Origin of the sequence: Paenibacillus oenotherae (genome assembly GCF_019443105.1) — a bacterium.
GTDB lineage: Bacteria > Bacillota > Bacilli > Paenibacillales > Paenibacillaceae > Paenibacillus_Z > Paenibacillus_Z oenotherae.
Genome location: NZ_JAHZIJ010000010.1, coordinates 46,193 through 68,707, shown reverse-complemented (window position 1 = coordinate 68,707; position 22,515 = coordinate 46,193). Strand labels below are relative to the sequence as shown.

Here is a 22,515-nt window from a genome sequence, read left to right as displayed (position 1 = left end):
GCCCTGTAGAGTAAAGATTTAATAAAGTTTTCCAACCTATATTGCATTAATGAATAGTAAGTCATATACTATAGCTGCAAGGGATTATTTTTTTGCCCCACTATTCTATAATAATGAATACCAAATGATATGTAATAGGGAGCGGCTGTGGATGAATGTGCAATTTAAGAAAGGCGTACTGGAATTGTGCGTGCTGGCCTTAACAGCTTGGGAGGATAGGTATGGCTATGAATTGGCCGTATCCATCTCTCATAAATTCGAGGTAGCTGTCGGGAGTGTATATCCGCTGTTGAATCGATTGACGCTGGAGGGATATTTCTCGACTTATTTGAGGGAATCGCCGGAGGGTCCGCCTCGCAAATATTACAAGCTTACACCACTTGGCCATACGCATTTAATGGAGCTGACGGTTGAATGGCGGTCATTCTCGCAAGCAGTGGACCAAATAATCAAGGAAGGTGTCGAACGATGATTAGACAACAATTTCTGCAGGAGCTTTGGGAGCTGCTGGCGCCTGTGCCGGAGCCGATAAGACGTGACTGGATGTATGATTATGAGGAGCATTTCCGCATCGCCGTGGAGAACGGACAGTCGGAGGAAGCGGCAGCAGTCGAGCTTGGCGACCCGAGACAGATCGCTAAGGAGCTGCTGCTGGGGTACCGGGTTGAGCAGGCCGCGGACAAGAACGGCAGCATTACTCATGTATCGCGGGCTGTGCTTGCAGCGGTCAGCCTTGGCTTCTTCAATTTAATATTCGTGCTGGGGCCTTACATTGCGCTCTTGGCTGTCCTTATTTCCTTCTACGCGGTTGCCGGGGCATTATGTCTCTCATCGCTTGCCGCGATCTATGAATCGGTATGGGGAACGGAGCTGACTTATTTGCAAGGCTCGTCTCTGGCTGCGGTACTGATGGGGCTCGGAATTTTGACTGGCGTCGGAACACATCGGCTTGCCCGCGCTGTGGCCCGCATGACACTGAACTATTTGCGGTTTAATTCCAGAATGATTACAAGGGGGAACAAAAAATGAGAAATTGGATTGTCGTTGCATTAATATTAATCGTCGTCGGACTAATCGGCATTTCGTCATCCTTCAGCTTCGATGGGCTGTTCTCCATGGGAGCCGTAGAATACAACAAGGAAGAATCGGTGGATGGAGCCGGCGTCAAGCGTATCCAATTCGATGTGGGCTCGATGGATCTGGAGATTGTGCCAGGCTCCTCGGAGGAGATCAAAGCGAGAATATCCGGAGAGGCCAGCAAGAAGTACAAGGATAAAATTATACTGAAGCTGGAACGTGACGGTGACACAGTTAAAGTTGAAGCCGATACGAATGAAGGCTTCTCCATAGGTGTGAATATTATGGATCTTGATCTTAGGGTGGAAATCCCGGCCCGGAAGTGGGAGCAGATTGTACTGGATATGGGCAGCGGCAATTTGGATGTGAGAGATATTGCGGCTAATTCGTTCAAGGCGACGGGCGGCTCCGGCGATTTCACCGTGGAGGGAATAGAGGCCGATGAGTTCTCAACGGAGCTGGGCAGCGGCAATGTGAGCCTTAACGAGCTGACCGCAAAGAATGTGGAAGTGATCATGAGCTCAGGCAACACAACGCTGGACAAAGTGAAGGCGGACAAAGTTTCCGTTGATGGCGGCAGCGGCAATGTTGAGCTGGTTGACAGCGGCACAGAGTTGAAAGCAAACGTCAGCAGCGGCAACATTTCGGTGGAGCTGGATGAAATTAAACATGCGATGAATCTGGATACGGGCAGCGGCGATGTTACTATTGCTACCGATAAGGAGCCTGCATCGGCACGGTTTGAATTCAATCCGGGCTCCGGGGAGTTGTATAATAAGTGGAATGAGCAAGAGGAGTCTTCTGACGATGAAGGCGACCAGCAGGTTACGTTTGGCGCAGGGGATATTGAGATTCAAGTCAGCACGGGCTCCGGCAATTTAACGATCGAGCAGCGTTAAGACCTGTTAAGGATTACTGCCAAGCGAGTCCGTAAGGCCTTCTGAACGGCAAATAGGGGTAGTGCCAGCGAACTTCCAGTTCACCGGTACTACCCCTATTACGTATACCCCAGGCCAGTTAAACTGATGCTGCAGCATTTTGCGAGCTTGGACTTCTAACGTAAAAAGCGCCAGCCGAGCTCTATTTGTATCGTCTTGTTGTTGATAGAAAATATTGCGCATTTATAAATAAAATTGCACCTAGAATCACAACTTTAATTAAAAAATTCGATAGCTCGGGAACCGGTATTGCTTCTACATTGTGAAGATAAATATCGAACATGCTAATCGAATTTCTAAAGGTTAATAATTCGATTGACAAATATGAAGTAACAATGATTAATGACCAACCGGTATTTCTCGTTAACACCATCGCTAAAAATCCTAACCCGGCATAAAAGAAAGATTGCGCCCCTAACTGCAGTCCCATAGACACAAGCTCAGATTGACTGAACCAGTTGCTCATCACAAGCAGCATGATAACCATCAGAAGCATGTACATGATATAAAAAGTCATCACATTAAGCGATCCGTAGCACCACCTTCTGACAGGCAGGGCGAACAGCACTTCCCCGCCTTTCTCAGCTAACAGATCATGTAAAACGAATATACTCCACCAACACCCCATTATTGGGAAAATAAATTCGATCGCGGGCATGGAATCCACTAAACTTCCGCTGTTAATAAATACGATAAGCACTAAAAAAGATGAGGTGACTAAAGGCAAAAATGCACTGATCCCCATGCTCTTCAACTGAAAGTACGGATTTATTTTTCTCAGCATTGGGAATTGTCAACCTTTTGCATAAAGTAAAAATAAGCATCCTCGAGAGTAGGTTCCTGCAATTGATCATGAGGATTTCGTTGCGTGTTGCCTAAATATCGTACTTCATAGTAGTCGCCTTTGGATTGCTGCGAAATTATTTTCACTTCGTTTTGGAGTGCAAATAACTCGTTCTTCTCGACTTTCGTTGACCAAATAACATTTTCGGCATTCATTTTTAGCGAGTTTATGGTGCCTTTCCCCAATATTTTACCCTTGTGCAGGATTGCAACCTCATTGCAAAGTGTCTCTATATCCTCGACAATGTGTGATGAAATGATAATAATGTTGTTCCGGCCAATTGTATGAAGAATATTTCTGAATCTGATTCTCTCTTCCGGGTCCAGCCCTGCTGTTGGCTCATCTACTACGATTATTTGCGGGTTGCCTATTATAGCTTGAGCGATGCCTACGCGCCGTAACATCCCGCCGGATAACTTCCCGATTTTTTGGTCTTTGATTTGCAGCAAATTGACTTGTTCAAGAGCGTTGTATACTTGCTCCTGCAGTTCTGCTTTTCTAACCCCTTTTAATATCGAAATATGCTTTAAGCATTCGAATACGGATAAATGTTTATATAACGAGAAATGCTGTGGCAAGTAACCGATAATTTTTTGAACCTTGTGCATTTCTTTCCAGGATATCTCCCCGTATTTAATAGAACCAGTATCGAAAGGCTGCAGCGTTGTTAGAATCCTCATCAATGTCGATTTCCCGGCTCCATTGGGTCCTAGCAATCCAAAAATACCATTGGATAATGTTAAAGAAACATTATCCAATGCTTTAAAAGCGCCATATTTTTTGGAGATATTATCGATCTGAAGACGATGCATGTTTGATTCACTCCTTGTTGTTGCTGATTATAGTATCCAATGTGTCCCAACCGAAATATTCTTTATTCCTTAGCGAATCTAACCAGCTCATGAAGAACGAATGTATTTTTTCATCATTGCTATGATTTGCATCGAGAAATTCAACTAATTTATTAAATGTGCTCTTATTTTGCGGGAAATAGCTGTCTATGATAGAGGAGTATTGATAGATTAAAAAACTGTCCTTTTTATCCATGTTATATTTTTTTGGTCCATACCAATAGGAGAAGCTACTGGTATACAGTTCCCTCATTGTTTTATCTTGCCGTTCCCATGAATAGTTTTGAACTGCTGCCTCTACAATATTTTGTATGAGGTAGTCGCTTAAAGTGAAAACGTTATTATTTCCTACTGCCACATCCAAAATGGCATATCCATCTTCAACCCATACCGGGGATTGACCCAACCTTGTTTCAAGTAAAAATATTTTATTAATATCCTTCCGAGGTTGTCCTAGTACTTGTGCAATATCTCCATATAAATCAATAAAAGAAGATACGTCCTTATCCAAATCCTTGGGCATCGTATACAATGTATAGGGTCTAACCAAATCAACCTTATTATTGACTTGAATTTCTTCCATATCACCCGAAACTAACGTTATTCCTGAAGTTGACCGACCGCTCCATATATGGTTAGAAGTTTCGTCCAAATTCGTGAATAGAGGTGTAGGTCCTGTATATTTCATTGTATATTGAACGGGCTGCTGTGAATTGAACGTGTAAAAAACGGTCTTATTAACAAATTCAGCTGTCGGTTGGTTTCCCGGCACCGGGTACCAGGAAAAGAAACCTGGCATCATTATTGCCTGGTCATTAGAGAAAAACCTTTGGGGTCCATAACCTTCATAGTCAATGGCTAGCTCATAGTCTATAGAGGGGTCTAATTTTCCAGGGAAATTAACAGTCAGATAATCTGCCTCTTGTTCAAAGGGAATTTCTTCATTATGAAAACGAATGCTTTGTACTCTGAAATTGTGATACAAGCTAAAGATCAGTTGATTTGTTGTACTTCCTAGTTCGAGGTTCATTTTAACCTTATTTTTTAAACCATTGTCCACCGTTATATCCATATCATAGCTTTTCACAATAAAATCGGTGTTAGCGGCATTATATTTAGCTACCTTTGTATCTCTGTAGTATTTGGTGTCTGATGATATGGCTTGCTTTGAAGTGAGTTCATCTAGATGCGGGGACATCTCATTCCAACTCAGTGCTCCCAATAAAAGGACCAAGGCACTTGCCGGAATGAGGGCTAGTTTAAAGTGCTTCCGCTTTTCAATAGCGAAAACAGTCGTAACCAGAATAATTAATATCATGGCCAAAAAATAGAACTTGGTGTTCCAGCGAAATCCTTCCAAGGGGCTTCCATAAACGATATTATAAATTCTGAAGGGATCAGATTGTCCCAAGTTAATTAGAAACATTAATTTCTGCAGCCAAACAGGCAGCATCTTTGTTAAAGCTATAAAAACCATTTGATTCAGAGGGCCAATGAAGACCCCTATAATCATCATGAGAGGATATACAATTTTCGACTTGACCACAATTCCTAAGAACAGACCTAGTGCGCCTGAAATCATAAAAGGAAGAACCCAGTACAGGACAATATATAAAAATGAAGAATAGTAAAAGGGGGCAGGGATATTATTAAATCCGAATAATACAAATAAAAGAAGTACATGTAATCCGGAAAACAGTAAAACTATAATCGTGATGTGTATCATTTTAGCAAATACTTTATTTCTCCAGCCTTTGTAAATGGTCCGAAAGACCTCGTAAGACTCATCCATTGTTTCTTGCTTCGCTAATAATATTCCATATACCATGAACAAGAAAATAGCAGATTGTACGATATAGGCCGTTCCGTTAACGATCTGACCCGGTGCATATATTCCAAAAGCCAGATTAGCTCTGTACCCGAGGTATAGCAGTGAACCCAAAAACAACAAATACATCCACTTGCTTCTATGAAATAGGCTCTTTTCTAAAAGATTGTTGCTAAATGAGGCTTGTGATATAATAAAACCAGAACATTTGTTTGCAAATGAGGGATGAACTATGGACTGGCGTTCTGTTTATGGTGATTTTAGTGATTTGCCGAAAGCTGAACAACTTCAATTATTCCAAGCCATACAAGATACTCTCTTTCCTGAACCAAAAGAGGATATTGCCAACATGGTTGGCGACATAAGAGAAGTTCGTTTCAGCAGAGGCTTGGCTTGTGTTCACTGTGGCAGCATCGCTATTAAACGCAACGGTAAGTATCGTTCTCGTCAGCGTTACTTATGCAAAGATTGCGGAAAATCATTTAACGACATGACAGCAAGCCCGCTTTCGGGAACACACCACCCCCACAAATGGCTTAAATACTTTCAGTTAATGGTTGAAGGTGTCAGTCTGCCCAAAATCGCAGAAGAGTTGAATATTCACGTATCTACAGCTTTCTACTGGAGACATAAAGTTTTGTGCGCTTTACGTTCACTCGGCTTTACAACTCTGCGTGGAATCATTGAAAGTGATGAAACCTACTTCTTAGAGAGTGATAAAGGGAAGAAGTATATTGTTCATCGTAAGCCAAGGAAACGTGGTGGCGTTGCCAAAAAACGTGGCATTAGCAATGAACAAATTAGCGTTGTGGTTGCATATGACCGTAATGGAAGCATTATCACAAAAGTGGCAGGGCGTGGGCGTATCACCGCAAACGAAATTGACCAAACATTAGGCGAATGCCTTGATAAAGAAATCGTGCTATGTACCGATTCTGCTACAAACTACAAGTCATTTGCTAAGAAAAAAGGCATCTCTCACGAAATTATCAACTCCAACAAGGGTGAATATGTAAAGAAAGGCGTTTACCACATCCAGCACGTTAACGCATATCACCGACGTTTAAAAAAGTGGATGGAGCGGTTCAATGGAGTTGCTACAAAGTACATGGACAACTACTTAATGTGGTTCCGTTTCTTGGAATTGCAAAAGAACCTTGAAAAGCAACTTTGTAAGCGGAATATGGTTTTAGATGCTTGCAAGAAAGCAAACTTCACATCTGTTCAAGTTATTAGAAGTGCATCGTAATGGAGGGTTTCATATGTCTATTAATCACGAGCATCTTATCAACTTCCTTGTAGAAGCCAAAAGAAGCACTTACGCATCCCAGGGTGATGATGCATCGGTTCAACCTTTACTAAACGGTTCAAAACAACTGGAATACCGCAGTGGTGATTACTTTTATCGGGATATTTACTTTGGTTCGGCTTTCTTTATTGGACAAGAAACGGTTGAATTCGAGAATCGTCCAATTTGGTCAATGGTCTATTCAGGCGGTGTCATTATTCCGAACGCAAATTGGGATATCATTGGTCCGATTTATAGTTTCCTTCGACAAGCGTTAAGGTTGGTAGATACAAAGTCAATATATCGTGGTCCAAACCATTTTGAATCGGACAATTACCTTTTCAAAAATGAGTACGAAGGTACTCTTGACTGCTTTTATGGGAAGGAAATAATTCTTTTAGACGGTCAAAAGGTATATGAGTTGCACTACAACGGAGGGGTAGTTCGATAACCACTCCTCTTAGCAACAATATTTACGAAAAGAGCCATGAAATAAGATCAACTCGATCTTGAGAGATTCAATTATTTTCAACCTTGTCACATCCCGCTAGAATAATGAAGTAAGAAGTGTAGAGGGCGAGGACAAGCTGTCCTCTACCTCTACACTGTGATCGATAACGATTAGTTCTTTGCCTTGCCATTTGCAACAACGCCGGTATAATTAGGTCCATCCGGGTTAAGGTCAAGATGATAATCCGCCGTTGGGACTGAGTCTGTGAACAGGATTCCACTAAAACCATCTGTTGCGTCTTCTTCTTTATAAATTCCACTCGAATTATGGAGTTCATACCAAACGCTGTTATCGGACATTGGATTCACGTAGCTACTTTTTAGGTAAAAAATGGACTACACTATGAAGACGCCAGAATTTAAAAAAGCGTTCCCGCATTTCCAAAAAGATGTTTTGGTTTTTCATTTCATGCCTCTCCTACGCCTCTCCTATATTAGGCTAAAATCCTTTTTATTATAATAAATGGATAATAATTTACGCAATTATTCAATCCGCATGACAGCAGCACTAAATAAATATGATCAAATAACCGATATTGTCGAAGAAAGAAGATTTATACATGTCGGCATTTTCGGTTCATTACTTCCACAAATAATTGCTAGAATCCAGATTGCTGGCCGCTGCCTCTTAGTCTTCCTCATCACAGCTTCAATCGATCTTGTCAGGAAGCCTGGGGTTGCTGTAAAAACAAGTCTATGTACAATCGGTCAGTCATCATTGTTTTGAACAGGAGGAACTTCCATGCGTGGAAGAGGAAGGTCTATTATTGGGCCTTTAGCATCGATGGTGCTGCCGATCGGAGTCTTTGAATGGCTTCGCACATCGCAGACCGCCGATATTACTGTGCATTCGCCCACCGGACATTTCTACATGGTCAGTGCAATTTCCGGCCTTGCCTTGATCCTGGCGGTTGCTGTCGGCATTGCGGGACAACGTTTGCGCAATTTGAAGGTCGGCTTCTTGTCCTTGTCCTATGTGTCGTTGGCGGGCATCTTCGTCCTTCACGGCTTATCGACGCCGGGATTTCTGATGGAGCATACAGGCATAGCGGGCGCAGCAGCCCAGATCAGCATCATGCTTGCAGTCATGTGGCTGTTTCTGTCTGCGGTATCACCGGATAACCCCATCATACGGCTGCTGGCTCAATGGCGGGCATGGCTTATTCCATGCTGGCTGCTGCTGCTTGTTGTTGTTGGCGTGCTCTCAATGAGTTATCCGGAGCTTATGAATGTTGTGCCGCTGCTGGATGAGCCTTATATTTGGATCGCCTCAGGCTTGACGGCTGCGGCCTGCTTATGGACGATGTACCGTTATTGGCAGTCCTACCAGGCTGCCCGGTTCCCGCTGCAGGGTGCAATTGTGTATAGTCTGGGGTGGCTGCTGGCCTCACAGTATATTATGGTGGCAGGCACGATATGGCAGCTGAGCTGGTGGCTGTACCATATGCTGCTGCTGGGCTCTATGATTATGATGCTGGGCGGTTTAATCCAGCAATATTTCTCGCGCGGCTCGTTCAGCTCATCGCTGAAGGTGCTGTTTCAATCTGATCCGCGGGCTTGGCTGGAGGCGTGCATGACGCCCAGCGTCAGGGCGCTCATAATGGCGACCGAGGTTCGTGATGCCTATACGGCGGGCCATAACATGAGGGTGGCGCTGTATGCGCTGCGTCTGGCAGAGGAGATGGGACTTACGAGCGACCAGCTTCGCGCAATCGCGCAAGGTGGCGTCGTGCATGATGTCGGCAAGCTTAAGGTGCCGGATTCGATCCTGAATAAGCCGGGCAAGCTGACGCATGAGGAACGGTTCGTGATCGAGATGCATCCTGTATCGGGCTATGACATGTGCAAGCGTCTTGGATTTCTTCATGATGAGCTGTCTGTCATCCGGTCGCATCATGAGAAGTGGGATGGCAGCGGCTATCCGGATCGGATCGCCGGCGAGCATATTCCGCTTCTGGCCAGAATTACGGCCATCGCGGATGTCTATGATGCTCTGACCTCATCGCGCTCTTATCGCAAAGCGATGTCGCATGACGAGGCAATGGCCATCATTGAGCGTGAGCAGGGCTCGCACTTTGATCCTGCCTGTGTGGCAGCCTGGATACGGCTTGCGCAGGAGAATCCGGAGTTCTTCCACGAGATGGCTGCCAGCGATAGGGGACTGCGGCTCGTTCATGTACAAGAAGCGGCCCAATAACCGTCTAATCGCGTTGATCTGTAAGCCGAATTCAAACGTTTTCACAAAAACACCTCCAATCCTGCGCTTCAACAGCGTGGTTTGGAGGTGTTTTTCGTTTAGGGCCAGATTTGTTGCGGAGCCACAAGCAGCTCGGCTGCAATAAGCTCTGCGGTCAGGCGCTGGGGCTTGCGTATTTTGCCGTTGCGCAGCTTGGAGATGGTCTGCTGCGATATACCGGTTACTTCCGATAGCTGTTGTGTGGATATGTTATGTCTGGCCATCAGTATTTTAAGGGTGACGGAGGGATCGTTCTTGTCTGGAATGGGCCGCAGATCGCTAACGACGAACCCGTACTGCTCCAGGCTGCCGTCTCCATTGAAGAAGGGGCAGATGGTGACGTGAACTTCAAGCTGGCACACATCGGCAATTCTATTCGTCTGCACGATCAGGCTCTCGGCTTGTTTCTGCTCGACTGCCCGTCCGATCGTCTGCATGATGCGTTCCTTCTCGCTCTCCTCAACGAATGAGAAAGCAGACTGCCGTTCCACGACGATATCTCCGCTAATCATAGGCAGTGGATAGTTCTGATCGACCTGATGAATAATGAAGTCGGAATTTGTAACCCCTGATATCATCACATTCTGCGATTGGCTCATCATTGTGATCCATGCTTTGGCCGAAATATCCTCAGCAACTAGCAGATGCGAAGGCTGCTCGGCATCCTCAATGCTCTGCCAGGTCAATCGCAATTGAATTTGTCGGCTGGACAGATTCTGGTTCAGAAGGCAAGAGGTAGTTCCCTGCTCCTTGTAGCAGATGCCCTCATTCCATGCTGTGAATAATTGGTGGGGCGGCTTGCTTCTCAGCTCTGTCTCCGAGCAGCCGACCAGTTTAGTAAATGCCGGATTGGCGCACTGGAACCGGAGCTCATTGCCGCAGCTCTGCATAATGGCCATCGGGGCTTTAATGATTTGGAAGATGGAATCGAATACTGTCATACTAAACCTGCTCCTCAACGTGTCTTTCTCTTGATGTCTGCCTCTATGCCTATGTCTCTTAAAAGTATAAAAAAGGCGGCGGATATTATCAACTGGTTAATAATTTAAACTTGCCTGCATGAAATGGTTGTTAAGGACGATTAAGGACTCTAAGCCAGGGCCAGGCTCGTCTGTAGAGCTCTTACAGTTCTTTATTATGCGGCGGCTATCTCTCATAATGGTAGACAGGACATGACGATTTTCGTCTCTACGAAGAAAGGAAGCTTGATCATGAACGAATGTAGCATGGACGGCTGCAATAAGCCGGTAAAAGCGAAGGGAATGTGCTCGATGCATCATCAACGCTGGCGCAGGCACGGGGATCCCTCCATTATAAAGGTCCGCCAATCGCTTTATCCCGACAAATGCCAATGGGTCAAATGTGATCGGCCTACGATCAGCAAGGGATTCTGCTCCAAGCATTACTATATTCGGCGTATGCTATTATCGGCACAGCCTCTATGAAGCGCCAAAAACAGAAGGTATAATAGTCCCAAAGGTACCAATGCCTAGGGGGAAGTCGCTTGAGAACAATGTCGCTTCGTACAAAGGTGCTTGTGCTCGCTGTGCTGATTACGTTCATTCCGCTATCGATTGTCGGTATCGGCAATTATCAGACGGCCAGAACAACCATTATGGAAGCTCTGATCAATAATGCGTATACCAAAGTACAGAACAATGCCAGCAATCTATCGGCATGGATTGATGCCAGACGTGCCGAGGTAGAGGTAATGAGCCGTACGGATCAGGTTCGTTCGGGGAGCGAATACGAACGGGAGCTTTATTTTCGCACGGAGACATTGAGGAAGGGCTCGGAATTTTTTACGATCGGCTTTGCGGATTTGGACGGACGGACGAGGCTGAGCACTGGTAAAATCATTCAGATCGGAGAGCAGCACTGGTTTCGCGAAGCGGTATCCGGCAAGACTGTCATTACCGACCCGTTCATAAGCAAGTTTACCAATGACAATATATTTGTTATTCAAGTGCCTGTATACAGCAGCTCAAGGCAAGTAATCGGCATTGTCGATGCGGCGATATCGACTAAGAAGCTGTACAGGCAATATTTGAGCTTTCATGTCGGCGAATCGGATCAGGTCTTCGTATTTACAGAGGACGGAACGATTGCCGAGCATCCAAGCGACAAGGAGAGGAAGGACGCCTCGATTCTGTCTCCGGAGCTGCCATTCAAGGAAGTGGCCCCGAAGATGCTGTCGGAGCTCCATGGATACAGCAGACTGGACAATGCATCAGGCCGTTCCCTTGTCTTCTATGCGAAGGTGGCGGGCACAAGCTGGCATATTGCGCTCCATGTTCCGCTGAAGGAGATCGAGCAGCCGCTGTATGCGCTGCTATGGCGGACAGCAATATCCATATTAGTGGCGGAAGCGATTATCATTCTGCTTCTTTATATGTTGACGGACAGATTAGTGATACGGATCAAACGGGTATTGAGTGTCACCGAAGCAGCATCTGCGGGAGATTTTGACGTTAATTCGGTATCGGAGGAAGGCGGAGATGAGATCTCGCAGCTGTCTCATTCCGTCAATATGATGAAGCTTCATCTGCGGGATATGTTCGGCAGGCTGGAGGCGATCATCAATCAGAATCAATATGCGTTCATTGTTCTCGATGACAAGTACCGCGTTACTTATTTCAGCAAGGCGGCAGAGAGGATGCTTGGCTACAAGTCTGAGGAGGTCGTGCACAAGGCGACAGGGCTTCTGTTCATAGATCCGGACGATATGAAGGCGGAAGCTGCCCGTCTCAGCGCAAGGTTGGGGCGCGAGGTTGCTCCGGACGAGTCTGTGTTCCAGGAGCTGCGGGGCGAGCGGTTCTCCTATGAGCGGGAGTGGATGTATGTCCGCAAGGATGGCTCGCGATTTCCGGTTGCGCACAGCTCCAACGGTATCCGTGATCATGAAGGGCGGTTCATTGGCGTTGCAGGGATCGCGCGGGACATCACCGAGCAGAAGCAGGCGGAGAAGACCCGCAACCAGCAGCTGGAAGTGATGGAGGCTGCGCTGGACTTGATTGCCTCCTTTGATGAGCAAGGGCATCTATGGTACTTGAATCCGGCAGGGCGCAAGCTTCTGGGCATCGATCAATCGTCGGCGGACAGCCCGAACGAACTGGTGTCGAGGCAGACGATCAGCGAACTGCTGGACGGGATTGCCGGGGCCAAGAAGCAGGGCTATCAGGAGAGCGAAGCGCTGCTCAGGACGGTGCAGGGCGATGTCGTGCATGTATCCAAAATATTAGTGGCGCATCGTGATGAGCTCACAGGAGAGACCTTCTACTCCTGTATTGCCCGCGACATTACGGAGCAGAAGAGAGTGCAGTCCGAGCTCGTGCAGGCGAAGCGGGCTGCGGATGATGCGAACATGGCGAAGAGCCGGTTTCTGGCCAGAATGAGCCATGAGATTCGAACCCCGCTGGCGGGCATTATTGGCTTGACGGGCCTTCTTCAGAAGACAGGGCTGACCGATTTGCAGCAGGATTATCTGGACAAGACCAGAGCCTCATCGGAGGCGCTGCTCGGCATTATTAACGATATTCTGGATTTCTCCAAGGTTGAGGCAGGAAGAATTGAACTGAATGAGGTCGCCTTCGATCCCGAGCAGCTTATGCACAAGCTGGCTAACCTGCTGGGTGTATTCGTTGGAGGCAAGGAGCAGTTCGAATTCATTGTCGAAACGCCGAGCAAGCTGCCTGCGGCGCTTATCGGAGATCCGCTGCGCCTGGAGCAGGTGCTGCTCAACCTGTGCGTGAATGCAATCAAATTTACGGAACGCGGTCATGTTGAGATGAAGCTTGAATTCATAGACGAGGATGCGGCAGATTCTATTGGCATTCAGTTTACGGTGGAGGATACAGGCATCGGCATGACGGATGAGCAGCTGGACAAGCTGTTCAAGCCGTTTACGCAGGTTGGCATCGAGACGAGCCGGAAGTATGGCGGAACCGGTCTGGGACTTGTCATCGTGAAGAGCCTTGTCGAGATGATGGGAGGCACCATCGGAGTGGAGAGCAGGTCAGGCGTAGGCAGCAGATTCACGTTCACTCTGCGGTTCGCGATTGCTTCTCCTGCTCCGGAGAGCCGTTACGCTATTGGACTTGAGGAAGGACTGGCAATCTGGGTTGTCGAGGATTATGCCAGAATGTCGGAGTTTCTATGTGCAGAGCTGGAGGATATGGGGTTGTCGCCATTCGTCTTCTCCTCCTGGAAAAATTCGCATGAGCGCCTTACCCGGGTAGGAATTGGCGCCCTGCCGGATGCGGTGCTGCTGGACTTCGAAATGAAGGATATGTTCGGCGAGGAGACGTGGCAGGACTATCATGAGACAGCGAAGGCGGTTGGCATCCGCACCATAGCGATGACGACTGCTTATGGACGCGAAGAGCTGCTCAAGCTGCCGGAGTCCCAACGGCCGGATGCTATCCTCGTGAAGCCGATCGAACGGATCAGCCTGCACCAGGCGATGCTCGCGACATTGGAGAGCCCATCCGGGAATCAAGGGGCTTCTGCAAGGGAAGCTTCTGTTGCAGCGGAGCCTCTGAAGCAGCGGAGAGGCAATATCCTCCTTGCCGAAGACAACAAGATCAATCAGCTTGTTGCTGTGGAGCATCTGCGCGAATGGGGCTATTCCGTTGACGTCGCAGAGACGGGAGCAGAGGCGCTCCGCAAGCTGGAGCAGAACCATTGGGACTTGATCCTGATGGATATTCATATGCCGGAGATGGATGGGGATGAGGCGGCGCGGATCATTCGCATGGATTCCAAATATGACCGTCTGCCCATTGTTGCGCTAACCGCCAATATTATCCGGGAAGACCATGACAGGTACATCCAACTGGGCATGAATGATGTCTTGACCAAGCCGATTCAGCCGGAACGCATGCTTCAAGTCATCACGAGGTGGCTGAGTGCCGGCGGAGAGCGCCGTCCCGGAACGGATAAAGAAACACAGGCTGCAAGAGCTGCGTATAAGCCATTGCTTGCGCATGAGGAAGGGTTCCCGCTAGCGGTATCGGGGCTTGATATTGCTGCCGCCCTTGAGAGAGTCAACGGTAAACGGGATATATTGAACCATATGCTGAAGCTGTTTGTTCGTGATTACAGGGGATTCGATGTCCAGCTTCAGCAGGCGCTTGCGGACGGCGACTATCAGTTGGCGAGGCGGCTAACGCATACACTGAAGGGAGTGGCCAGCAACTTGTCGGCTGCAGAGCTTGCTGCGGCGGCAGATGAGCTGGAAATCCTGCTGAAGGCATCGGAGGATTCACGCGATGAAGCCGCGATTCTCTCTGCATCTGCGCATGTGTGCAGTGTGCTTGTTCCAATGGTGAGGGTACTTGAGGGCAAATAAGCAAAATTCGACAATTTTTCCTAACATTTTTCTAACAATCTATTGTTGGGTTTTGTCGGCTATTGTATGATGATAGTAGACGCATTTCAGAAGACCAATCTTCAATTCCCTCAAAGGTGGAGTTTGATGTACAAGATACTAGTCATTGAAGATGACGTCATGATGAGCGATATGCTATCGATGTATTTGTCGGAAGAGGGCTATGACATTAGACAAGCACAGAACGGTGCTGATGGATTGGAGCTGCTGGAGCAATATGATCCGGATCTGGTGCTGCTGGATCTGATGCTTCCAGACTGGGACGGAACGAGCCTGTGCCAGCAAATCCGACAGACGTCCTGCACCCCCATCATGATCGTATCGATGAAGTCAGAAGTATCAGAACGGGTTCAAGCGCTGCGCGCCGGGGCAGATGATTATCTGTGCAAGCCGTTCAGCATGCATGAGCTAAGTGCAAGGGTGGAAGCGCTTATTCGCCGTGCCCGGCTGATTCAGCCTGTTGCAATTGGCGTTAGCAATGAAGGAAATGAAGCACATCGGCCTGAAGCGGCCATACGTCTTGATACGGACCGTCGGCTTCTGCTTGTGCGGGGGAACCTGGTGGAGACGACCTTCTCCGAGTTTGAGCTGATGAGATTGTTCCTGATGCATCCGGGCAAGGTATTCAGCCGTGAGGATCTCATTAATGCCATTCGCGGATTCGACTCCTTTATAACCGACCGCGCGATTGATGTGCACATCGTCAATCTTCGTCGCAAGGTGGAGAGCAATCCCAAGGAGCCCAAGTTCATCCGAACCGTATGGGGCGTCGGGTATAAATATATGAACGAAATAGAGGAATAGTTTATTCACTCGGATAGAGGCTGCACGCGGCAGGTATGAATGGCGCAAGCGGCCTCTCTCTTTTATTTTCAGGGTAAAATTTAACAACTTTCTAATAATGGCTTCCAACTTTCCTAATTGTTATGTGTCAGAATTCAGGCAAAAGGTTGTTCGTGACCACACTGCGAAAGGATGACAATGACGATAATGAGCGGAGATGAACCGGTCATGCAACGGAAAGAAATACGAAGCTATCGGGAGCTCGAGCTGATGAATGCGCTGGGGGAAGCGCTTGATCGGGAGCAACTGCGATTATGCTATCAGCCCATCTATGGCGCGTCAGGGCGGCTGAGAGGCTTCGAAGCGCTGCTGCGCTGGGATCATGCTGACTACGGACCTGTATCTCCTGCAGAGTTCGTGCCGCTTGCCGAACAGAGCTTGCAGATTGTGCCAATCGGCGAATGGGTCATCCATGAAGCTTGCAGGATGCTTCATGCGGCGAATAATAAAGGGCTGGGCATTCTTATTATGTCCGTTAATGTCTCGACATTGCAGCTCCAGTCACCAGGCTTTGTAGAAACTGTGCTGCGGATACTGGATTCCACGAACACCCCTCCCCAATGTCTGGAGCTGGAAATCACGGAGGGCATCAGGATTGATTCCCGTGGACCTATCATTACTAATCTGTGCCGGTTGAGAGATGCAGGCGTTCGCATTGCGCTCGACGATTTCGGAGAGGGACATACCTCCTTCGCTTATTTGCGCTTGCTTCCGCTGCACACCTTGAAGCTGGACCGGTCGTTTATCGAGCATCTGTGCGATAGCTCCAGGGATCGGATTATGGTGGAGTCATTGATTACACTTATTCATCGGCTCGGATTAGAGGTCGTTGCTGAAGGGATAGAGGATTCCGGACAGTTGAAGCTGCTTCAAGAATGGAACTGTGATTTCCATCAGGGTTATCTGCTTGGCATGCCGCTTGAGGGGACGGGTATTGGGCCCCACCTGCTTCAATCACAGCTGTGTGCTTCAATAGCCGCATGGGGCTGTCCCGAAAAGTCCAGTATCCAATGAGTCAGTCCAAAATGATGTGAAGGGATGCCTCGAAAACCACTGAAAAGTGGGACTGGAAGCATCTTTTTCGTTAAATCATCAAACAACGTTCTGGATGATCTCTTCTCCAAGTGTTTTGAAGGCAGCGTGACGGAGTAAGAAGCCTGCGAATGTGCATGAATTTCGGTTACAAGACGCCATAATGGTACAATTCCTGCGATCACGCATGAATTTGAGCAAAAATCGGCTGTTAAGGGGAAACGAAGGTGAAATACCTGCACTCTGGCAGGCATTTCACCTTTATCAGGTCAGAAACGGGGAAAAAACTGCGGTTTCGCATGACTTCGCCTAGCTCGCATCTCGTTTGTCTCGGCGTTTGAATAACAACGCAAAAGAGCAGCCCGTCATGTCCAGTATTCAGACATAGGGCTGCCCGTTGCATATAGCCGATCAGCATACTTCCATATAAAGCTTTGTTCCGTCGTTGTATTGAAGAATCGCCACGTCACGGATCATTTCGACTGACGCTATCCGTCTCCACTTTTTGCGGAAATCAAAGTTGTACTCCATTTCAAGCAGCTTATTATGAAGCAGTTCTAGATAGGTTGCTTGCTCGGAAGGGTAGTGGACGGGAACGGTACGATTCTTGAAGGTGATAACCTTCGTCATCGCCATGCACCTCCGATCTCGATTTGTACCCATTGTAACGTAAACCCTTTAGTCCCTTATAAAGGGAAGGTAAGACATATGTTTGTTTTGCTAACATATTCTTAACAATTTCATTTGATGCCAACAATAAAACACAACAACCGCCCTTGTAAAATAAGCGGTTGTTGTGCAAGGTTCAGACAACCGCCTGGCTATGACTAGCTCGAGTAGCTGCTGTATCTGCGCTTGTAGCGCTTGTGCCCATAATGCTGCTGAGGAGGGTAGTTGTGCGGATAACGATGCTTGTATGCGCTGCTGCTGTAATGATGCTGCGGGCGGTGTTTACGTCCCATTAATGAATATATTAATCGTTTGATCAAGTATTTAAACATCAGTAAAACCTCCTTTAAGAATAGCGGGCAATTGTGTATGCTTTTATTAAATTACGCAAGAGATGATCGATGGTTTCGCATACGATGGATAAAATTGCAAATTGCTTTGCGGAGGGGGATCAGGGTATGTTTCGCTATCTTCAGGGCTGGCTGCAGAGCGTATTGAATGCTTGGCGGGATTACCCGCTGCGGCAAGGAAAAGTAATTGCTGAGCGGTATAAGCTGATTCGATTCATCGGCATGGGCAGCTATGGTCAAGCCTATGCCGGCGTCGATCTGCGCTCCGGCAGCGCAGTTCTGATCAAGCTCAATAAGCCGAGCAAAGGAAAGGCGGGGCTTGCGCTGCTAGAGCGGGAGAGCCGCATTATGGCAGACTTGTCTCATGCGCAAATTCCTGCCTGGATCGATTATGTCGGGAGCGGACGACGGATGGCGCTCGTGATGGAGCTGCTGGACGGCGCTAATCTGGAAGAGCGGGTGATGGAGCAGGGCATGCTGTTCGATGAGCGAGCTGCAGCGCTTGTGCTGCGTGAGCTGCTCCGCCCATTAGCCTATCTGCATGCTACTGGCTATGTCCATCGGGATGTCCGGATACCTAATGTTATAACGAATGGGCATCATGTATATTTGATCGATTATGGGCTTGCATGCGGAATTGGCGAGCAGCTTCCAGCTGATCTTGCGGAAGCGCTGGGAGAAGGAGAGGCAGGGCATGAGAACTGCTCCGAAGCTGCTGCTTCTCATGAGCGTGGCCTAAAACATGGCGGCGCTGGAAGCAGTGTAAGCTGGGGAGCTGTGAAACGCCGTATGCGCCAGCCGGAGCCTGGGAGCGATCTGTATGGCATCGGCCACCTGGCGTTATTCCTGCTATATTCCGGTTACACTCCCACGATCGAGGGGGCGGCGGACAAAGGCTGGGAGCAGGAGCTGCAGCTTTCCGCTCCTATGGCGGAGTGGATTCGCCGTTCTCTCGGTGAAGGCGAGCCATTCGTTGATGCCGCTCAGAGCGCTTCGGCACTAGGGAGCGCAATTGAGTCCATGGACTTGTCCATCCATGCAAGAGCCGAACCGAGCTGAGCGGTTCGGAATGATTCAATGTGATTCATGATGTGTAAAGAAGGGTAATGACCAGAAGTTCGTATAATACGAGGGGCAGTATCGCACTGTAAGGATTAGCGAAGGTCCGGTCTACGTCCCACGCAGGATTGCCGCAATGCAAATAAAGCAGGCAATGATCGATATGGATAATCGTTCCCTCATACGTGATGCCGTCCATCGTCTCCACCCTAACCCTTTGGTGCAAATGCTTTGCACACAAGTCATGCATAAGCTTGCGGGTGTGGAGTATGGACTTGACCATACCGGGCTCCTTTTGATACAGCAGTTGGGGCGTGAGCTGATTGGTATCTGACAGAATGAATCCCTCCTTGGCACCAGCTAATAGTGTACTTATCCATCATATGCTCCCCGATAATAGAGTAAGAACTTAAAAGCTTCGAGGCGCAGACAACTACAGGTTGCGGGGCATGCCTATAATTAGTAGGGGGAGTTTCGGTTGACGTTTTCCAAAATATTTTTGGTGAATATAAGCCTTCTAATAACACTTGCTTATTTGTTCAATCTGGGCTACAAATACATATTCCAGCATACAAGCATTAAAGTGAAGTACGGCATAACGATTGCAATCTTCATTCTTGGCGGCTGGCTTGCCATGGTCTTTGGCCTGCGAATCCATGATACGCTGGTCGATCTGCGGTTCGTGCCGCTTATCGTTGCTGTGCTGGTATTGCCGAACCCGTCGGCTGTTGCGATTATCGGCTTCGGAATCGGTGCCGGGCGCCTGTTCTTCGGATTGGACAGTATGGGCTGGGCGGGCTTTGTCAGCATGATTGTGCTTGGCCTCGTAGGGGCGGCGATGAACTATGGGCTGCAGCGGGTATCCTGGAAGTCTGTCTGGAAAAGCACTGCTGCTGTTATTGGCCTGAATATCGTATTTGCGCTGAATGCCACTCTTGTATACGATATTACGAACAATATGGACTGTTGGGAGTATTGGTACAATATCGGCATCGTGGCATTTCCGCTCCGGTTAATACTCAGCGGCCTGTTTGTTTTTATTATCAAAGATTTCCGGATGGAGCAGCAGCGGGTTGATGATCTGCGCATGATGAACATGCTGCTGAGGCGGCAGACAAGAGCGCTGCGTGAAGCAAAGCAGGAGGTGGAGGACCAGGCGCATGAGCTGCTGCAAGCCTCCAAATACAAGTCGGAATTTCTGGCGAACATGTCCCATGAACTGAAGACACCGCTAAACAGCATTATATTGCTTTCGCAGCTGATCCGGGATAATGATGAGGACAGCTATGAAAGCGAAGTGATCCGTTACGGTGATCTGATTCATGCGGCCGGCAATGACTTGCTCCAGCTCATCAACGATATTCTGGATCTATCCAAGGTTGAGGCGGGGAAGATGGATGTCGTCTTCGAGCCTGTCTCTACGTATGATCTGGTGCATATGCTGCATCAGCAATTTCAACCGGTTGCCGATCAGAAGAAGCTGGATTTCGAGATGAAGGTCGCAGAGAATGTTCCCGGCACGATCCGGACGGATGCGCTGCGTGTGAATCAAATTTTGCGGAATCTGATTGTGAATGCGTTCAAGTTCACTGAGCAGGGGAGCGTCAAGCTGCATGTGGGATACGAGGGCGGCTCCGCTGCTATCGAATCCGGACCGCAGAGCTCACGCCGCATCCGCAACTGGAATCCTGCGTCATGGGGCCGGCCGGCCATCCGGCCCCTGGTTCCGCCGAGGGTAGTGTTCAGCGTCGCAGATACGGGGATCGGGATCGATCCGGACAAGCAGCAGCTCATCTTTGAGGCCTTCCGGCAGGAGGATGGCGCCATTAACCGCAAGTATGGCGGGACAGGCCTGGGACTCTCAATCAGCTTGCAGCTGTCGCGTTTGCTGGGCGGATCACTGAAGCTGCAGAGCAGCAAGGGAGAGGGGAGCACGTTCATGCTCTATCTCCCGGTGCGTCCGGCTGCTGCCGAGACAGAGGAGCTGGAGCTGCCTCAGCCGCCGGCTGATGGCGTCAAGCCCAGAAGGCGCGCGCTCATTTGCAAACCGAAGTGATGAGCGGCGTGGAGGGAGGCCTGGCATGCTTTTGGTGCAATGATACCAGTGTGTGTTGCACTAGGGTGTAACAGCGTGAAAAAAAGCTTGACTTTTATTTTTATCATGAGATATATTATAAAGGTCGCTTATAATGACATCTTGTTCTGCTGATGTAGCTCAGGGGTAGAGCAACGCACTCGTAATGCGTAGGCCGGGGGTTCAATTCCCTTCATCAGCACCATGTGCAGCCAGTAATGACGCGGGTTTCCGAATATTCGGAACCGCGTCTTTTTGTTTGAGTGCTCCTCTTATGGGAATGCCCTTGCTATTCGATGAGGTGCCGAAAATCCGCCTGGTCAAAAAGAGGCGCCCCTCTGTCATCTGCGAATGACTTGGGACGCCTCTTCCTCCATTGCTATGCCGTGCATGATTGTTTGAGTTCGATGAGTATGGATGGCTAAGCGCAGGCGCCTGCAGAATCACAACGATTCAAGAGCAGCTTTATACTTATTGAACAATTCTTCCTCTACTCGTCCGGTAATTTGAATCAAGATGTTCCCTTTATCAGCTGTCCGAGTGAAGAAGATCGTTCCTTCCTCTCCAATCTTGCCGAAAAACTCCTTCAATTCTGTCAGATCGGAATCGTTATCGAAAGCAAAAACTCTTCCGCCTTCGGCTTCTCCAGCAGAGGGAATCGAGAATCTTTTGCCTTCTTTGAACTTCGCAGGAACGATACCCATGTCTTCCTTGGAAATTGCAACGGCATCCTCTACTTCGAGCCCCGCCTTAGTAAAAGCAGCGATAACATCATCAGATGTATACGTTGAGCCACCACCTCCACAGGCAGCCAGTGCGCTGATGCTTAGCAAAGAAATGATGGCCAGCATTATTCTTTTCATGTGATGCCCTCCTCTTTTGGTAAGATTCGACATCATTCTACTATACGTTTTCTATTAATGGTAGTCCTAATTTGGATTAATGTGGAATATTGATAGGATATACGCATGTTCTGCCAATCTTATCTATCATGCAAAATAATAGCAGGGCATCTCCACCGCAAAGCGGTTGACTATGCGCTCTTGAAGGCTTTGAGAATACACATTTTACGGGGAATTCCTGTCCATGCCATAATCTCTCACCTCTCATATATTATCTCAAGTTCGCCTTAGAGGAGGAGATTCAGTGTCAGCCAAGGTTAAGTTTAGCAATGTCAAAGTCGTTCGCAAAAACCGCGCCCGTATCTCAAGCTCAAGTTGTTGTAAGAAGCAGGATGGTGCAGTAGAAGGTATTCAGGAGGCCGGAGAAGATCTATGTGATTTCTTCTGCTCGCTGAGAAACCGTCAAGTAGCCGCAAAGCTCGTTCGCGCTATTCGTTGTAAAAACCGCAAAGTTATTGAAGACTTGATCGGTAACAACTGTAATGTCGTCTGTTTCTTCAATCAAGGCAGATTATCTTGTGTGCGTATCAGCTGCGTGTTTGGCGAATGCTGTGACGTTCGTATTACTTTCGACATCTGCGTCTCGAACGATGGTTGTACGAACCTGTAGGTGCAATCACAGTAA

20 protein-coding genes and 1 tRNA gene are annotated in these 22,515 nt (G+C 48.0%); 13 read left to right on the top strand and 8 right to left on the bottom strand.

Annotated elements, in window-relative coordinates:
* Positions 1–151: 151 nt before the first annotated feature.
* From K0T92_RS14920 to K0T92_RS14910, 3 genes are read left to right on the top strand one after another with little or no spacing between them, the layout of a single operon-like run.
* Entirely contained in the window at positions 152–472 is a 321-nt protein-coding gene (locus tag K0T92_RS14920; RefSeq protein WP_219873280.1) for a PadR family transcriptional regulator, read from the top strand.
* Positions 469–1,029: an HAAS signaling domain-containing protein gene (locus K0T92_RS14915; protein ID WP_219873279.1), complete on the top strand. Its 561-nt coding sequence runs from the start codon at positions 469–471 to the stop codon at positions 1,027–1,029. Before K0T92_RS14920 ends, K0T92_RS14915 begins: the two co-directional genes overlap by 4 nt.
* Positions 1,026–1,976: a DUF4097 family beta strand repeat-containing protein gene (locus K0T92_RS14910; RefSeq protein ID WP_219873278.1), complete on the top strand. Its 951-nt coding sequence runs from the start codon at positions 1,026–1,028 to the stop codon at positions 1,974–1,976. Before K0T92_RS14915 ends, K0T92_RS14910 begins: the two co-directional genes overlap by 4 nt.
* 181 nt (positions 1,977–2,157) lie before the next feature.
* Here K0T92_RS14910 and K0T92_RS14905 read toward each other — a convergent pair whose 3' ends face one another.
* From K0T92_RS14905 to K0T92_RS14895, 3 genes are read right to left on the bottom strand one after another with little or no spacing between them, the layout of a single operon-like run.
* Positions 2,158–2,799 (bottom strand): hypothetical protein, encoded by a 642-nt coding sequence (locus K0T92_RS14905; protein ID WP_219873277.1) that lies wholly within the window; start codon positions 2,797–2,799, stop codon positions 2,158–2,160.
* Positions 2,793–3,671, bottom strand: a complete 879-nt coding sequence (locus K0T92_RS14900) for an ATP-binding cassette domain-containing protein (RefSeq protein WP_219873276.1) — start codon at positions 3,669–3,671, stop codon at positions 2,793–2,795. Before K0T92_RS14900 ends, K0T92_RS14905 begins: the two co-directional genes overlap by 7 nt.
* 7 nt (positions 3,672–3,678) lie before the next feature.
* Positions 3,679–5,667, bottom strand: coding sequence for a hypothetical protein (locus K0T92_RS14895; protein WP_219873275.1), 1,989 nt, complete (start codon positions 5,665–5,667; stop codon positions 3,679–3,681).
* Positions 5,668–5,770: 103 nt separating this feature from the next.
* On the opposite strand from K0T92_RS14895, the gene K0T92_RS14890 reads away from it, so the two are divergent.
* The 3 genes from K0T92_RS14890 (at position 5,771) to K0T92_RS14880 (ending at position 9,533) form a co-directional block, all read left to right on the top strand.
* Positions 5,771–6,787, top strand: coding sequence for an IS1595 family transposase (locus K0T92_RS14890; RefSeq protein WP_219873274.1), 1,017 nt, complete (start codon positions 5,771–5,773; stop codon positions 6,785–6,787).
* A 13-nt stretch (positions 6,788–6,800) separates the two neighbouring features.
* Entirely contained in the window at positions 6,801–7,277 is a 477-nt protein-coding gene (locus tag K0T92_RS14885) for a DUF5680 domain-containing protein (protein ID WP_219873273.1), read from the top strand.
* A gap of 801 nt (positions 7,278–8,078) precedes the next feature.
* Positions 8,079–9,533, top strand: coding sequence for an HD-GYP domain-containing protein (locus tag K0T92_RS14880; RefSeq protein ID WP_219873272.1), 1,455 nt, complete (start codon positions 8,079–8,081; stop codon positions 9,531–9,533).
* A 98-nt stretch (positions 9,534–9,631) separates the two neighbouring features.
* Here K0T92_RS14880 and K0T92_RS14875 read toward each other — a convergent pair whose 3' ends face one another.
* Entirely contained in the window at positions 9,632–10,513 is an 882-nt protein-coding gene (locus K0T92_RS14875; protein WP_219873271.1) for a helix-turn-helix domain-containing protein, read from the bottom strand.
* Between the two features lie 572 nt (positions 10,514–11,085).
* On the opposite strand from K0T92_RS14875, the gene K0T92_RS14870 reads away from it, so the two are divergent.
* From K0T92_RS14870 to K0T92_RS14860, 3 genes are all read left to right on the top strand, one after another.
* Positions 11,086–14,922, top strand: coding sequence for a response regulator (locus tag K0T92_RS14870; RefSeq protein ID WP_246628179.1), 3,837 nt, complete (start codon positions 11,086–11,088; stop codon positions 14,920–14,922).
* 126 nt (positions 14,923–15,048) lie between these two features.
* Positions 15,049–15,765 carry a response regulator transcription factor gene (locus K0T92_RS14865; RefSeq protein WP_219873269.1) on the top strand — a complete coding sequence of 239 codons (717 nt, stop codon included), beginning with the start codon at positions 15,049–15,051 and terminating at the stop codon, positions 15,763–15,765.
* A gap of 207 nt (positions 15,766–15,972) precedes the next feature.
* On the top strand, positions 15,973–16,818 hold the full coding sequence (locus tag K0T92_RS14860) for a putative bifunctional diguanylate cyclase/phosphodiesterase (protein WP_219873268.1): 846 nt from the start codon (positions 15,973–15,975) through the stop codon (positions 16,816–16,818).
* Positions 16,819–17,247: 429 nt separating this feature from the next.
* Here the strand turns inward: K0T92_RS14860 and K0T92_RS14855 are convergent, their stop codons facing one another.
* Together K0T92_RS14855 and K0T92_RS14850 are read right to left on the bottom strand one after the other, a co-directional pair.
* On the bottom strand, positions 17,248–17,466 hold the full coding sequence (locus K0T92_RS14855; RefSeq protein ID WP_219873267.1) for a hypothetical protein: 219 nt from the start codon (positions 17,464–17,466) through the stop codon (positions 17,248–17,250).
* Between the two features lie 197 nt (positions 17,467–17,663).
* Positions 17,664–17,837, bottom strand: coding sequence for a hypothetical protein (locus K0T92_RS14850; RefSeq protein ID WP_219873266.1), 174 nt, complete (start codon positions 17,835–17,837; stop codon positions 17,664–17,666).
* Between the two features lie 126 nt (positions 17,838–17,963).
* Between K0T92_RS14850 and K0T92_RS14845 the strand changes: the two genes are divergently transcribed.
* Positions 17,964–18,914, top strand: a complete 951-nt coding sequence (locus tag K0T92_RS14845; protein ID WP_219873265.1) for a serine/threonine protein kinase — start codon at positions 17,964–17,966, stop codon at positions 18,912–18,914.
* Between the two features lie 25 nt (positions 18,915–18,939).
* On the opposite strand, the gene K0T92_RS14840 is transcribed toward K0T92_RS14845, so the two are convergent.
* On the bottom strand, positions 18,940–19,197 hold the full coding sequence (locus K0T92_RS14840; protein WP_219873264.1) for an LSm family protein: 258 nt from the start codon (positions 19,195–19,197) through the stop codon (positions 18,940–18,942).
* A gap of 195 nt (positions 19,198–19,392) precedes the next feature.
* Between K0T92_RS14840 and K0T92_RS14835 the strand changes: the two genes are divergently transcribed.
* Together K0T92_RS14835 and K0T92_RS14830 are read left to right on the top strand one after the other, a co-directional pair.
* Positions 19,393–20,970, top strand: coding sequence for a sensor histidine kinase (locus K0T92_RS14835; protein ID WP_219873263.1), 1,578 nt, complete (start codon positions 19,393–19,395; stop codon positions 20,968–20,970).
* Between the two features lie 148 nt (positions 20,971–21,118).
* Positions 21,119–21,193: transfer RNA gene (locus K0T92_RS14830), tRNA-Thr, on the top strand.
* A 238-nt stretch (positions 21,194–21,431) separates the two neighbouring features.
* Here the strand turns inward: K0T92_RS14830 and K0T92_RS14825 are convergent.
* A complete protein-coding gene (locus K0T92_RS14825; RefSeq protein ID WP_219873262.1) occupies positions 21,432–21,851 on the bottom strand; it encodes a hypothetical protein in 420 nt (139 codons plus the stop codon).
* 283 nt (positions 21,852–22,134) lie between these two features.
* Between K0T92_RS14825 and K0T92_RS14820 the strand changes: the two genes are divergently transcribed.
* Positions 22,135–22,500: a hypothetical protein gene (locus K0T92_RS14820; RefSeq protein WP_219873261.1), complete on the top strand. Its 366-nt coding sequence runs from the start codon at positions 22,135–22,137 to the stop codon at positions 22,498–22,500.
* Positions 22,501–22,515 lie beyond the last annotated feature (15 nt).

Excerpts from the sequence above, each read along its gene's own strand:
- K0T92_RS14860 (WP_219873268.1), top strand. The coding sequence starts at position 15,973 with ATGCAACGGAAAGAAATACGAAGCTATCGGGAGCTCGAGCTGATGAAT.
- K0T92_RS14905 (WP_219873277.1), bottom strand. The coding sequence starts at position 2,799 with ATGCTGAGAAAAATAAATCCGTACTTTCAGTTGAAGAGCATGGGGATC.
- K0T92_RS14840 (WP_219873264.1), bottom strand. The coding sequence starts at position 19,197 with ATGGTCAAGTCCATACTCCACACCCGCAAGCTTATGCATGACTTGTGT.
- K0T92_RS14865 (WP_219873269.1), top strand. The coding sequence starts at position 15,049 with ATGTACAAGATACTAGTCATTGAAGATGACGTCATGATGAGCGATATG.
- K0T92_RS14870 (WP_246628179.1), top strand. The coding sequence starts at position 11,086 with ATGTCGCTTCGTACAAAGGTGCTTGTGCTCGCTGTGCTGATTACGTTC.
- K0T92_RS14875 (WP_219873271.1), bottom strand. The coding sequence starts at position 10,513 with ATGACAGTATTCGATTCCATCTTCCAAATCATTAAAGCCCCGATGGCC.
- K0T92_RS14920 (WP_219873280.1), top strand. The coding sequence starts at position 152 with ATGAATGTGCAATTTAAGAAAGGCGTACTGGAATTGTGCGTGCTGGCC.
- K0T92_RS14890 (WP_219873274.1), top strand. The coding sequence starts at position 5,771 with ATGGACTGGCGTTCTGTTTATGGTGATTTTAGTGATTTGCCGAAAGCT.
- K0T92_RS14915 (WP_219873279.1), top strand. The coding sequence starts at position 469 with ATGATTAGACAACAATTTCTGCAGGAGCTTTGGGAGCTGCTGGCGCCT.
- K0T92_RS14910 (WP_219873278.1), top strand. The coding sequence starts at position 1,026 with ATGAGAAATTGGATTGTCGTTGCATTAATATTAATCGTCGTCGGACTA.
- K0T92_RS14900 (WP_219873276.1), bottom strand. The coding sequence starts at position 3,671 with ATGCATCGTCTTCAGATCGATAATATCTCCAAAAAATATGGCGCTTTT.
- K0T92_RS14885 (WP_219873273.1), top strand. The coding sequence starts at position 6,801 with ATGTCTATTAATCACGAGCATCTTATCAACTTCCTTGTAGAAGCCAAA.
- K0T92_RS14880 (WP_219873272.1), top strand. The coding sequence starts at position 8,079 with ATGCGTGGAAGAGGAAGGTCTATTATTGGGCCTTTAGCATCGATGGTG.
- K0T92_RS14855 (WP_219873267.1), bottom strand. The coding sequence starts at position 17,466 with ATGACGAAGGTTATCACCTTCAAGAATCGTACCGTTCCCGTCCACTAC.
- K0T92_RS14850 (WP_219873266.1), bottom strand. The coding sequence starts at position 17,837 with ATGTTTAAATACTTGATCAAACGATTAATATATTCATTAATGGGACGT.
- K0T92_RS14825 (WP_219873262.1), bottom strand. The coding sequence starts at position 21,851 with ATGAAAAGAATAATGCTGGCCATCATTTCTTTGCTAAGCATCAGCGCA.
- K0T92_RS14845 (WP_219873265.1), top strand. The coding sequence starts at position 17,964 with ATGTTTCGCTATCTTCAGGGCTGGCTGCAGAGCGTATTGAATGCTTGG.
- K0T92_RS14895 (WP_219873275.1), bottom strand. The coding sequence starts at position 5,667 with ATGTATTTGTTGTTTTTGGGTTCACTGCTATACCTCGGGTACAGAGCT.